The organism is Mucilaginibacter sp., from assembly GCF_965277465.1.
Taxonomy (GTDB): Bacteria; Bacteroidota; Bacteroidia; order Sphingobacteriales; family Sphingobacteriaceae; genus Mucilaginibacter.
The window spans coordinates 24979-37025 of record NZ_CBDICW010000002.1 but is presented as its reverse complement, the minus strand read 5'-3'; the positions used below and the strand labels follow the sequence as shown (position 1 = coordinate 37025).

Here is a 12047-nt window from a genome sequence, read left to right as displayed (position 1 = left end):
CCGTACCAGGGAATCTGCTTTAAAACATTTGCGATAGTCATCTTTTGGCGGGAGTTGCCTCCTGGTAATTCCCGTTTCTTTTTAAGTTAATTTCTTATCATAGGCTTGTTTTAGTTAATAGATAAATACATTTTGTTTGTCAATTTTATAGTGGAATTTTTCTGTTATACGAAGTGCATCCAGCGCCTGGCTTATGGTTTCTTTTTCAAATATGCCGTTAAAGCGATAATGTTTAACATCATCATTGTTAAAAATGATGTTTACACCATACCAGCGTTGCATACGCTCGGCAAGGGTCCCAAAATCTTCGTTTCTGAATAACAGCTTGTTTTTAAGCCATGCTGTTTCTATAACCGAAGTATCCTGGGTTTTGAAATAAGTAAGGGTGGTTAAGGTATATTGAGGTTCAATATTGGTATCAACACTTTCTGTAGTATGCTGCGGAGATTTGCTTTGATAGGCAGCATTATTTTTGAGGATAAGTTTTTCTTTGGGTTTTAATATAATACGGTCGGCGGGCCTGTCATTAATGGTTACTTCTATACGGCCCCTTATCAATGTGGTTTCGGTGGTAATATCCATTGGGTAGGCTTTTACATTAAATGCGGTGCCCAATACCCTGATATTCATTTTACTGGTATGAATAATAAACGGGTGCTGATGATCTTTGTGTACATCAAAAAAAGCTTCGCCCACAAGGTATACCTCGCGGGTTTTACCGGTAAAAGTAGCCGGATATTTTAAAGTACTTTCTGAATTGAGGGTGATTTTTGTACCATCGGTAAGTGTAATATAAGAGCGTGACTGCGGTTTAGTGCTGGTACTATCAAGGCCGCTTACATTTTCGGCAACGCGATCATAAGCATTTACCTGCCATTTGTACAAAGCCAGGCAGCCAAAGGCTAAAATTATTACCGCCGCTGCATAGCGCCAAAATAGGTAACGCTTTTTACGCTCAGGCAGTTCAACTATATTCTCTTCCTGCTGATCAATAGTGAGCCTGCTCTTTATTTTTTTAAACATCAGGTCGCTATTTGCATAGGGCTGATCTTTTTGTTCCCAGTAATTTTTAAAAAGCTCATACTGCTGCCTGTTTGATTCGCTTTCAGCCAATAATTGCTGAAACTCATCAAACTCATCTCCATTTATCTCTGAAGACAGTTGCTTTGTAAGTAACTCTATAAATCTCTGGTTCAACATTGCAGCGGTACAAGATCAGTAATAACATAAGGACAGCTGTTTTACTGAAATTGCCTACAAGCTTTAAAAAAATATTTTTAAAAGAATAAGCAGCAAACCTAAATCGGTAATATGCTGGCCGGCCGCTACCTTTTTATCGGCGGGTTTTGATGAGTTACGATGGGCAATAAGTATTACTGCCAGCTTTTTCATGGCCCTGAATAATTGCGTTTGCACCGTACGGGGCGAGATATTTAAAATTTCGGCCACCTCTTTGTACTTCATGCCATCCTCTTTTATCAAACGGAAAATAATAGACGACTGTGGCGATAGTGAAGCAATGGCCTTATCCATTAAAAAATTCAGCTCTTTTTTTTCCAGCTCCTTTTGAGGATCATAGATATTGATAAACTCAACCTCGTTTGAGTTTTCGATCTGTACAATGTGAATGTTTGAATATTTTTTAAGGTAATTGAGCGATTGGTTTTTTACCGCAACAAACATGTAAGTTTCGGGGTTTACAATATGATGCAGGATTTTACGGCTCTCCCAGCATTTTACAAACACGTCAGATACGATCTCTTCGGCAGGTTCTTTCTGGTGAATATAAAAAACACAAAACTTAATAAGCTTTACGTGCAGTAAATGAAAAAGCACCTCAAATGCCTTCAGGTCATCATCTATACAGATGCCTGACCACAGGGACGTTATATCGGCTTTATGGTTTTTCAAAAATTGCTTATTAAATTTTTATTACTGCAAGGTAACAATATAGTAATAATCTGCATAAGAAATTTACACACTTTAAAAATAGATAATCAATTGTATATAAGGACGTAAATGCATAACATTACTCAAATTCAATTATCTGTTAAAATATTTCACAATATTAATGATACCCTGATTTAATATTAAAACAACATTAAACTATTTAGGCAGGCTACTAATTGCGCTATAGATACGGCTGCGATCAACCTGCTTTTTACACTGTAGAAATTTACCTGGAGTAAAAAAAGCGGCCCTGTCAAACTAATGACAGGGCCGCTTTCCATTTGCTTTTCAACTCGAAAAACTTTTTATTTTACAGGTTGCTGATCTGGTGCTTTACCTATCAGATCCATAAACTGATCAAGTTTTGGCGTAATAATAATTTGGGTACGCCTGTTTTTAGCTTTACCCGCATCGGTACTGTTATCGGCAATAGGGTTGTACTCACCACGGCCGCCGGCGGTTAAACGTTTAGGTTCAACACCGTAAGTATTTTGTAATGACATCACTACTGATGCTGCTCTTAAAGCACTCAGATCCCAGTTATTACGGATGTTTTTCTGCGAGATAGGCACATTATCTGTATTACCTTCAATCAGCACATCATAAGTACTGTAGTCTTTAATTATCTTGGCAATTTTGCTCAGTGTTTCGCCGGCCTTGTCTGAAATTTCATAGCTTCCTGATTTGTAAAGCAGATTATCGGCAAGTGAAATATAAACTACGCCTTTTAATACTTTTATATCAACATCCTGCATTTCCGACTGGCTTAATGAGCGGGTTAGGTTATTAGTTAACACCATATTAAGCGAATCGCTTTTACTTTTGGCATTTACCAATTGCTGAATGTATTTGTTTGAGCTATTGATCTCATCAACCAGTTTAGAAATATTCACATTACCCTGGTTGCTTGAATTTAAACATTTGTTAAGCGCCGCCTGTAACGATTGCGAATTTGCTCTTTCGGATGCTATCTGTTCCTCCAGGCTTTTTACACGGCCATTGGCTACTGCAAGGCTTTGCTCGCTGGTTTGGTATTTTACGCTTAAATCGCGGGTGCTGTTTTGTAACTGCGTGTAGTTGGCATCAAGTTCTTTATATTTTTTTGAGCTAACACAGCTTTGGGCTAACACTGCCACAATCAGCAGCGATAGAAGTCGGAATGGGATCTTCATAAACTTATAATTTTGATTATTATTTAGTTAACATCAAGTAATAACGCCTCAGCAGCTAGAAAGTTTTATACACCCATTAAAACTTACAGGAATGTGATGAGTTAACCCCTTAAATAATAGCGTATTTTTAAACAGCCTTTAAATTCATAAAGCCACCTTGTTGGTGGCTTTATGATAAATAGAAAGCTTGATTATCAGGCAGGGCTTATAATACAATCCCTTCAATAGCGGTAGCTAAAGCGTTATCCTTCAAATCGGGCATGGATACCCCTTCAACCCTGGTGGTGGTAATATCTGTCATCCCTAAAAAACCTAATAAGGAGCGTAAGTAAGGCTCGGTAAAATCATAAGGTTTCATAAACCCTTCAGAGTATACCGCACCTGATGAAATTGCCAGGTATACTTTTTTGTTTTTAACCAAACCTTCGGGGCCGCCGGCACCGTACGAAAATGTTTGGCCTGCACGTGCTATATGATCAATCCAGGTTTTCAGGGTTGATGGGATACTGAAGTTGTACATCGGTACATCAATAACTATCACATCGGCATCCTTTAATTCGGCAATTGCACGGTCCGAGTTTTTTACCGCTTCAATCAATTCCGGCGATCTGCCCTCGGCCGGGGTAAAAAATGATTGTAAATGAACCTCTTCCAGATGCGGAAACGGCGTGCTGGTTAAATCATTAACCTTTAAGGTACTGCCTGCATTAGCTGCCTGTAGTTTTTCAACAATGGCATTCCCTAATTTTTTGCTGAATGATGCTTCGCCACGCGCGCTGCTCACTAAACGTAATATTTTCATAATTTTTTGAATTAAATTTTATGCAGCAAAACTACCCGCTTGCCCTGTAAAATAGCTGCGGCTATCCCTAAGGATAGTACTATCCTTTGGGATAGCATACAGATTAAGGAGAAATTTGAAAGGATTTAGAAGTATGAATAACGGGCATTGATTTTAAATCATCACTCCCAAAAACCGTTTTGCTTTGCCCATTTTCTGAACAGGGCTGGCCATGCGGCAACCGGGCTGCCCGGCTTACCCATACCCCAGCCATGACCACCTGATGGAAAAATATGCAGCTCATCAGCCACGCCTGCTTTATGCAAAGCACTATCCATCAGCAAGCTATTATTAACTGACGAGATAGGATCATCTGTTGCCTGCGCCAAAAAGGTTTTGGGAGTATTACTATTCACATGCAACTCGACAGAATATTCCTTTTCTTTTGCTTCGCTTGGGTTGTTCCCTATAATTTCTTTGCGCGAATGGGTTTGGTTATAAGGCGGCATCATGGTTAATACGGGGTAAATTAATGCGGCAAAATCTGGCCGAGCCGATAAATTATCTATAGCATCCGTACCCCGGTAAAATTGCCAGCCGGGCATGGTTTCGGTTATCCCTGCTAAATGTCCGCCTGCTGAAAAGCCCAAAATACCTATCCTGTCCGGGTTTAAATTATATTTCGCAGCCATGCTCCTGATGAGCCGCATAGCCCTTTGTGCATCCTGAAAAGGAACCGTCTTTTTTGCCCAGCCTTCGCCGGGTAAACGGTAAATAAGTTCAAAAGCAGTTACGCCTTCGGCCTGTAACCAGTTTGCTGCCGGGCCGCTCTCGTTACCCTGCTCAATATGGGCATAACCGCCACCACTTATTACTAAAATAGCGGTGCCGTTTGGGTGCTGCGGCAGGTGTATAATTAACCGGGGTTGTGATACATTAGTTACCGAGCCTTTTGCCGAAACCTGCTCAATTCCCTGCGGACCGGGGCCATCGGGCATGTTACCATGCCATAACGGGATCTCCTCTGTCTTACCTTCCTTTTGTGCCGAAGCGGTATAAATAGTGGTAGCCAAAAGGCCTATTAGCATATATTTAAGCATACAGATTTAACTGTGTTTTTTATAATAGGTTTAATTAATAAAAGCCACATCTTGTTTATCAGACCCAGAAAAGTATTAGCTTTTAATTTCCCAGGCCTTTACTAATTTTATATAGGCTGCTAACTCCGTATTTGTTAATAAGGCGATGAGGTCAATTTTAACATTATCCCTGTCGGTGATATAAAATTCGGTACGCAGGCTGACATCAGCAAAAGATATCAGGTAATTATCCTTTATCCGGGCATTGTCACTTACAATTATATCAAAGTGCTTAATAAAAGAAACCCTCTCTTCGATGGTTTTTTGCAAAATGTTTTCCATGTGATTTGTTGATATATTACTTAATACACATAATCAGCTATTTATGTTAAAACCGCTTTGTATGGTATATGATGCGTTTTGCCTTGTATTAAGGGCTAAAAAAATCAGAGGCGGGTTCTGCGTTCCTTCGGCGCCTGGTCGGCAACCGCTTTAGCCTCAGAACCAGGGACGGTAGATGGGTTGATCTGGTAACCTATGGCCTGTGTAAATTCGACGCTGATTATATCAGCAGGGTGCGCTTCCCAGGTGCCATTTTTTAAATTGATAAGCACACATTCGTTATCTTTAAGGGTTACCGACCAGCCGGGTTCGGGAATATTATCAACCGGTTTTACGTCAAGCTGTAAAATTTGACTTGAATCGGGATCTTTTACTTTGATGATCATGATGCGTTGCCGTTAATGCATTAATGGTAGTGCAAAAATCAAGCTACGATGGTGGACGAAATTTATCTCAAATCCAAAAAGCCCTCTATCCAATAAATCAGACAAAGGGCTTTTACTATGATCTGTATCCCTTATTTATTCTGCTACCGGGAATGCCGAGATGCGCAGGCGTGCACCACCCATGGGTACCAGTGTAAGGGTTGTTTGTGGTTCAGGGGTTTTTACGGGGCTTTGGGGTAATAAACCGCAAAGGCCGTATTGGTCAATAGTCCAACCCGGGATTTGTTTGCCTTTTGCTATCAGCCTTATGGGTGCCGATGCATTGGTAAAGGGGTTGTTATCTTTTGGCCAGGACAGTTTTTCTACAGTGAATGATTGGGCAGGATCCTGTTGGTTCAGCAGCAACCCATAGTTCCAGGCAGATGCCGGGTAGATCTCGAAAGTTGGCCACTTGGCCGGGTCGGCGGTTGCCTGCCATTTGGCGTCTCTTACGGCAATATCCTTGCTGTTTAGCTTTTTAATATATCGCTCATCAATTTTTAAAGAGAAGGTTAGCGGGCCATAATTTATGCTCACGCTGTTCTTGTTCTTTACCCACTGGCGGGTAGTTACTTGCATAGGCAGTTCAAGGGTTATGTTATCTCCGTTTTTCCAGGTGTTGCTTAATTTAACATAGCCGCCCGCTGCGGCATCAACTATAATTGGCTTACTGTTAACCTTTACACTGGCATTGCTGCACCATACGGGTATGCGTAAATAAACAGGGAAAGCATTAGGGCCGGCGGTACTTACTTTAAAGCTCACCACATCATTAAACGGGTATTGGGTAGTGGTAGTAATGCTTACTACTTTACCATTCCCGGCTTTAGCCGTTACCGTACCTTCTGAATATAATTGGGCGGCCAAACCATTATCTGGCGTTGCCATCCAGCTGTTTTCGGCATAATAAACCCAGCCTGCCGAGTGGTTATGCTGGCAGCAGCGGCTGCTGAAAGGGTTCATATTTAAAAACGGCCCATCATTGCTGATGCCCGGCGCATGGTTCTTGCTATCACTTACTACCATGTTGGGTGCGGTGAGGTAGCGTAGCGCCCGGTAATCGGCAGTAAATGCAGCAGGGAAAGTATTAAAGGCCACATCTTCGCAGTTATCGGCCCAAAAGGTATCGCCGGTGTATTGCAGTAAAAACTCGTCGCTGGTCATTTGCTCCACCATGCCGCAGGTTTCTACCGCCTGCCGCGGGTCGTCATACCCCTTACGGGCATTTTCATCGGCACCAAACATTCCGCCCGGCACCTGCCCGTATATGTTGCGGATCAGCCTAAAATCATTATAGGTAGCCTGCAGATCAGCAGGATTTTTACTTTGCATATAATAAGTTGCAGGCTCACGGAAACACTCGGCCACATTCACGTTGTGCCAGTTGGGCAGATTATTGTCCTGTTTCCAGTTGGCGGTATTGCGGTCTATTTTAGTGGCTAAATCAAGCAGCCATTTTTCGCCGGTGCGGTTATACAGCCAGTAAACACTGATCATATTGTCGCCACCACGGCTGTTTTCCCAGTAATCTTTTAAAAACAGGCTGTCGGGCACACTGAGTTCGTATTTAAAATATCTATCCATAAGGGTAAGCACACGCGGATCGTTGGAGTATTCATAGTACGATTGCAGGCACCACAGCATCGGCATGTTACCCCACAGATCCCTGCGGCCGGGGGCCGTTATGTTAGCCGGGCCAAAATCACCATCGGCCCGCTGATTTTTCAATACAGCTTCTATCCAAAACCGGGTTTCCTTTAGCATTTTGGGGTCTTTAAGCATATAGGCAATATCACCATAGCCCTTTAACCAGTATGGCAGTTCTTCCCAGCCGTATTTACCCTTACCGCTTTTGTTGAGCCAGGCATTATCTGTTTTTGAAAGCCAAACACTGATCTCGCCCAGGTTACCTGTAAGGCCGTCGCGCTGCAGCTCCATTTGTTTTTTGAGCCATCCGCCGGGCTTTATGGCAGTAACCGGTAGTTTTATAAAATACTGTGCCTGTAAGGGCGCTTTGTTTGATGTATAATAACGGTTATGCTTACTATTATCTATCTGCTTAACTGCAATTGCGGTTTGTGCATAACTGCTGAAACCTGCCGTTAAAGCAAAAAGCGCTGACGCCATTTTTTTGAGAGAGGATGGGATCATAATTGGTATTTGTAGTAATCAAAGCTACTTAATTATATGTAAAAGTGACATTATATAATAATGAAGGCATATTCTGCACAATAAAAATTTTTCGTTATCATTGATGTACAACTAAAAACCTTTTATGAAACCTATAATTTTAACCGCCTTATTAACAGCGGCAATTTTTGCATCCTGCAATACCAAACCACAAAAAGATGATACTGCGGGCATCAGCCTTAATGGTACCTGGCAATTGGTATCGGGCACTACAATTACCAAGGGTGTAAGCGTGTTTACCGATTATACCAAAGATCAAAGCATGATAAAGATTATTAACGGTACCCACTTTGCCTTTTTAAAACATAACCTGCATACACAAAAAGACTCATCAAATAAGTTTGACGCCGGCGGAGGCAGTTATACTCTGGTTGGCGATAAATACACCGAGCACCTGGATTATTATGTAGATAAAAACTGGGAAGGCAAAGCATTTGATTTTACTGTGAGCATAAAAAATGATACCCTGATTCAGAAAGGCCTTGAAAAAGTGGAGAAGGAAAATATTGACCGGGTGATAATTGAAAAATACGTTAAGGTTAAACCATAAACTATAATTAGCATGCCTAAAATATTCACCATTGCCTTGTTGCTTTTAATTTGCGGCAGAGCAAATGCCCAGTATGATTTTAAAAAAGTGGATACCTGGCTGGCTGATAACGCCAGCGAAATGGGTGGCCGCACTATTTTAATGGTGTATAAAAACGGGCAGGTGGTTTATACGCATGCCGTAAACCAATTGAGTGCCCGGCAAAAAATGGTAAATAAGTTTATTGCCCGCAGGCAGGGTAAAAACGCCGATCTGGATGATTATACTCCTGCTACCCGCCAACCGGTTGCCAGTTGCAGCAAATGGTACAGCGCAGCATTGGTAATGACCTTTGTTGACCAGGGCCAGTTAAAACTTACCGATACTGTAGGCAAATACCTGCCTGTACTTACCCAGCATGGTAAGGGTAATATTACCATTGGTCAGTGCCTGTCGCACTTAACGGGGATCAAGGCGCCGCCATTGAAAGAGAACCTGAGCGAAATGAAAGCGTTTAACACGATGGATGAGGTAATTGAAAACATTGCCGCAATGCCAATGGAAGGCGAGCCGGGCAAAACATTTCATTACAGCAACGTGGGCATGCAAATTGCCGGATCGGTATTGGAAAAAATAAGCGGTAAAAGTTTTGAAACACTATTTGCCGAACGCATAACCCAACCACTGCACATGACCAATACCGACTTTGGTAAAGGTAAAATAGCACAACCGGCAGCTGGCGCATTCAGCACGCCCGATGATTATCTGAAATTTTTGGCGATGATACTTAATAAAGGCACGCTGAATAATACCCGCATACTCAGCGAAAATAGTGTAGCCCTTATGCAGGTGAACCGCCAAACCAAAGATGTTAAAATTGCTTACGCCCCCGAAGAAGCCGGAGATTTTGGTTACGGATACGGCGAGTGGACCTTAGGCAATAATACGGTAAGCAGCCCGGGGCTGTTCGGCAGCTTTCCCTGGGTGAGTAATGATAAACAATATGCTGGCTTTATGATGACCTTATACATCAAAACAACCGGGCGGCATGAGCGCTATGTAACGCTCATGAAATTGGTTGATGATGCTTTAGCCGGCAAATAATTACCTGGATAGTCCGTCGGGTTTAAAATCTAACGAAACAGAGTTCATGCAAAACCTCTTGTAGGTTGGCGGCGGCCCGTCATTAAAAATATGGCCCAGGTGCGAGTCGCAACGGGCACAGATCACTTCGGTACGCTCCATGCTGTGCGAATTATCGGACCTGTAGATCACACTGTTTTTTCTTATCGGCTCAAAAAAGCTGGGCCAGCCACAAGTACTTGAAAACTTGGCATCCGATTTAAAAAGCACATTACCGCATACGGCGCAGTAATATGTGCCCTTGGCATTCTTATCCCAATACTTGCCCGTAAAAGGCTGTTCGGTTGATTGCTCGCGCGCCACGGCATACAAGGCTGGCGGCAAAATCTTTTTCCACTCGGCATTGGTCACATTTAAATGGCGGGTATCGGTATTAGAATAGTAAGGGTTATTTTGATGCCCTTTATCTGATTTTATATTTTGTGAATAACCGGTTACCATAAACAGCAGCAAGCCACATAAAACAAATATTGATCTCATAGAATTTTTAGATAGATAAAATTGATTTTTAACCTGATGTCCATTCAGAATAAAGCACTGTAATTAAAAAGGATTACTTTTTAAGCTTATCCTTAAAAACCTTTTTAAACTTCTCCAGTTCCGGTTGTATCACATTTTTACAATAAGCCTGGTTAGGGTTCTGGTTATAAAAATTCTGGTGATAATCTTCGGCTTTGTAAAAAGCTTTATAAGGCGATACTTCGGTTACAATTTTTGATTTGTAAACCTTTTGTTCGTTCAGCTTGGTAATGTAGTAGGTCGCTTTTTCTTTTTGAGCTGCGTTATGATAAAAAATAGCTGAGCGGTATTGCGTGCCTTCGTCGTTACCCTGGCGGTTTAGCTGGGTAGGATCATGCGCCACAAAAAATGCCTCCAACAGCTCATCGTAAGTAATTACTGATGGATCGTAAACAATATTACAAGCTTCAGCGTGCCCGGTTGTACCGGTACAAACCAACCGGTAGGATGGATTGGCCACATGGCCCCCGCTAAAACCCGACACCACTTTTTTAACCCCATTTAATTGTTGAAACTTTGCTTCGGTACACCAAAAACAACCGGTGGCAAAGGTAGCGGTATCTAATTTTTTTGACACACTGATATTGCTTGCATGCCTACCATTGGCCAATACTGCTGCAGAAGAGGAAACTAATATTAAAAACAGAAACCGGGCAATTAATTTTTTCATGTGTGCAATTATGGGAATAATTTTTATTTATACCAGTAACTACGGTGTTACTATGCCCGGTGGTATAACAGCTAATGGAATTTGATACCGGGTTGACAAATCCCCAGGTTGAACCAGCATATAATGTTGCAAACAACCGGGCTAAAAGTATATTTGTTATAATTAAAAATCAACCTTAATGCAGGAGCTTAAACTTTATATGATATTAATTGGCTGCAGGCCGAAGGGCAGGCATGTGGAACAGCACGATATTTTTTTTGGTATCGCAGCGTCATTAAAAGATCTTATTCCCGAAATGAGGGCTTTTTGGCGTGAAGCTGCCGATAACATTCATATTGATGCCTGGCGAGAGGTAAATGTTGTGGATGGTTATCAACTTAAAATATCACTCAAAACTGATGAAGCCGATGAACCCATTGCCGGGCAGAAAAAATTGTTCTTCATCAACTTAGGCGGATACCAGGAAAACAAATTTGAGGAGCAGCATTATACCGTACTTACCGTAAAAGATACCCGCTTGGCAGCTTATAAAGAAGCCAAGCAAACCTTATTTTACCAGCATAATCACTTTGAAAGGGCAACCTCGCATATTGATGATAAATACGGCATTGATGTAGATGATCTGTACCAGATTGAGGAGATCTTATCTCCCATACAAAAACAAAAATACCGGATTGAGCTGCTCCCGGCCCCAGGCATGCAGGAAGATAAAATGAACCTGGGCTACCTGAAATTATCCATATTAGCTAAGGGGCAAAGCAGCTAAGCTGATAATAAACCTATAAACATTAAAAGCATAAAAAAAGCGGCCTTAAATTAAGGCCGCTTTTTTAGTTTATAAACAATAGCTTAACTTCCGGAGGTTGAACTCCAGCCATCGCTCCAGCCGTTATTACCCGACTGACTGGTTTCTTTAACCAGTTTATCGTACTTGGCAACCTGGGTTGGGGTTAATACCGTTTTAATTTTTTTAATAGTAGCTGCACGTAAGGTACTTACAGAGCTCAGCATTTTATTGGTGTTGCCATGCTCATCTGCCTTAATTTTATCAAACTTTTCGGCAGACTCTTTATAGATCATTGTAATTTTTTCTGTTTGCTTATTAGTAAGCTTTAATTGCTTTTGTAAGCCTTTAGCTTTTTCAGCCGGATCTGTTGTACCTGTATGCGGAGCCTGCGCACGGCTTGCAGTTGTTACCCCAATAAACAAGCAGCAGATTAACAAAATTCTTTTCATAATTTGGTTTG

General features: G+C 41.6%; 14 protein-coding genes. 3 read left to right on the top strand and 11 right to left on the bottom strand.

Going from position 1 to position 12047, the window contains the following annotated elements:
* Positions 1-114: 114 nt before the first annotated feature.
* The 8 genes from ACQY4U_RS12475 to ACQY4U_RS12440 form a co-directional block, all read right to left on the bottom strand.
* Positions 115-1200: a FecR family protein gene (locus ACQY4U_RS12475; protein WP_428329774.1), complete on the bottom strand. Its 1086-nt coding sequence runs from the start codon at positions 1198-1200 to the stop codon at positions 115-117.
* A gap of 63 nt (positions 1201-1263) precedes the next feature.
* Positions 1264-1911: an RNA polymerase sigma-70 factor gene (locus tag ACQY4U_RS12470; protein WP_428329773.1), complete on the bottom strand. Its 648-nt coding sequence runs from the start codon at positions 1909-1911 to the stop codon at positions 1264-1266.
* Positions 1912-2255: 344 nt separating this feature from the next.
* A complete protein-coding gene (locus ACQY4U_RS12465) occupies positions 2256-3122 on the bottom strand; it encodes an OmpA/MotB family protein (protein WP_428329772.1) in 867 nt (288 codons plus the stop codon).
* A gap of 205 nt (positions 3123-3327) precedes the next feature.
* Entirely contained in the window at positions 3328-3924 is a 597-nt protein-coding gene (locus ACQY4U_RS12460) for an FMN-dependent NADH-azoreductase (protein ID WP_428329771.1), read from the bottom strand.
* A gap of 161 nt (positions 3925-4085) precedes the next feature.
* Positions 4086-5003, bottom strand: a complete 918-nt coding sequence (locus tag ACQY4U_RS12455; protein ID WP_428329770.1) for an alpha/beta hydrolase — start codon at positions 5001-5003, stop codon at positions 4086-4088.
* A gap of 75 nt (positions 5004-5078) precedes the next feature.
* Positions 5079-5324 (bottom strand): hypothetical protein, encoded by a 246-nt coding sequence (locus tag ACQY4U_RS12450; RefSeq protein ID WP_428329769.1) that lies wholly within the window; start codon positions 5322-5324, stop codon positions 5079-5081.
* Between the two features lie 104 nt (positions 5325-5428).
* Positions 5429-5710: a hypothetical protein gene (locus ACQY4U_RS12445; RefSeq protein ID WP_428329768.1), complete on the bottom strand. Its 282-nt coding sequence runs from the start codon at positions 5708-5710 to the stop codon at positions 5429-5431.
* Between the two features lie 135 nt (positions 5711-5845).
* Entirely contained in the window at positions 5846-7900 is a 2055-nt protein-coding gene (locus ACQY4U_RS12440) for a beta-L-arabinofuranosidase domain-containing protein (protein ID WP_428329767.1), read from the bottom strand.
* A gap of 124 nt (positions 7901-8024) precedes the next feature.
* Between ACQY4U_RS12440 and ACQY4U_RS12435 the strand changes: the two genes are divergently transcribed.
* Complete coding sequence (locus tag ACQY4U_RS12435) at positions 8025-8489, top strand: hypothetical protein (RefSeq protein ID WP_428329766.1); 465 nt, start codon at positions 8025-8027, stop codon at positions 8487-8489.
* A gap of 12 nt (positions 8490-8501) precedes the next feature.
* Positions 8502-9572: a serine hydrolase domain-containing protein gene (locus tag ACQY4U_RS12430; RefSeq protein WP_428329765.1), complete on the top strand. Its 1071-nt coding sequence runs from the start codon at positions 8502-8504 to the stop codon at positions 9570-9572.
* On the opposite strand, the gene msrB is transcribed toward ACQY4U_RS12430, so the two are convergent.
* Positions 9573-10091, bottom strand: coding sequence for a peptide-methionine (R)-S-oxide reductase MsrB (msrB, locus tag ACQY4U_RS12425; protein ID WP_428329764.1), 519 nt, complete (start codon positions 10089-10091; stop codon positions 9573-9575).
* Between the two features lie 73 nt (positions 10092-10164).
* On the bottom strand, positions 10165-10800 hold the full coding sequence (gene msrA, locus ACQY4U_RS12420) for a peptide-methionine (S)-S-oxide reductase MsrA (RefSeq protein WP_428329763.1): 636 nt from the start codon (positions 10798-10800) through the stop codon (positions 10165-10167).
* A gap of 178 nt (positions 10801-10978) precedes the next feature.
* Between msrA and ACQY4U_RS12415 the strand changes: the two genes are divergently transcribed.
* Positions 10979-11566 carry a DUF1543 domain-containing protein gene (locus ACQY4U_RS12415; protein ID WP_428329762.1) on the top strand — a complete coding sequence of 196 codons (588 nt, stop codon included), beginning with the start codon at positions 10979-10981 and terminating at the stop codon, positions 11564-11566.
* An 83-nt stretch (positions 11567-11649) separates the two neighbouring features.
* Here the strand turns inward: ACQY4U_RS12415 and ACQY4U_RS12410 are convergent, their stop codons facing one another.
* Positions 11650-12036: a hypothetical protein gene (locus ACQY4U_RS12410; protein ID WP_428329761.1), complete on the bottom strand. Its 387-nt coding sequence runs from the start codon at positions 12034-12036 to the stop codon at positions 11650-11652.
* Between the last annotated feature and the right edge of the window lie 11 nt (positions 12037-12047).

Bases quoted from the DNA above. Each gene is read 5' to 3' on its own strand.
- ACQY4U_RS12475 (WP_428329774.1), bottom strand. From the start codon at position 1,200: ATGTTGAACCAGAGATTTATAGAGTTACTTACAAAGCAACTGTCTTCA.
- ACQY4U_RS12465 (WP_428329772.1), bottom strand. From the start codon at position 3,122: ATGAAGATCCCATTCCGACTTCTATCGCTGCTGATTGTGGCAGTGTTA.
- ACQY4U_RS12460 (WP_428329771.1), bottom strand. From the start codon at position 3,924: ATGAAAATATTACGTTTAGTGAGCAGCGCGCGTGGCGAAGCATCATTC.
- ACQY4U_RS12455 (WP_428329770.1), bottom strand. From the start codon at position 5,003: ATGCTTAAATATATGCTAATAGGCCTTTTGGCTACCACTATTTATACC.
- ACQY4U_RS12450 (WP_428329769.1), bottom strand. From the start codon at position 5,324: ATGGAAAACATTTTGCAAAAAACCATCGAAGAGAGGGTTTCTTTTATT.
- ACQY4U_RS12445 (WP_428329768.1), bottom strand. From the start codon at position 5,710: ATGATCATCAAAGTAAAAGATCCCGATTCAAGTCAAATTTTACAGCTT.
- ACQY4U_RS12440 (WP_428329767.1), bottom strand. From the start codon at position 7,900: ATGATCCCATCCTCTCTCAAAAAAATGGCGTCAGCGCTTTTTGCTTTA.
- ACQY4U_RS12435 (WP_428329766.1), top strand. From the start codon at position 8,025: ATGAAACCTATAATTTTAACCGCCTTATTAACAGCGGCAATTTTTGCA.
- ACQY4U_RS12430 (WP_428329765.1), top strand. From the start codon at position 8,502: ATGCCTAAAATATTCACCATTGCCTTGTTGCTTTTAATTTGCGGCAGA.
- msrB (WP_428329764.1), bottom strand. From the start codon at position 10,091: ATGAGATCAATATTTGTTTTATGTGGCTTGCTGCTGTTTATGGTAACC.
- msrA (WP_428329763.1), bottom strand. From the start codon at position 10,800: ATGAAAAAATTAATTGCCCGGTTTCTGTTTTTAATATTAGTTTCCTCT.
- ACQY4U_RS12415 (WP_428329762.1), top strand. From the start codon at position 10,979: ATGCAGGAGCTTAAACTTTATATGATATTAATTGGCTGCAGGCCGAAG.
- ACQY4U_RS12410 (WP_428329761.1), bottom strand. From the start codon at position 12,036: ATGAAAAGAATTTTGTTAATCTGCTGCTTGTTTATTGGGGTAACAACT.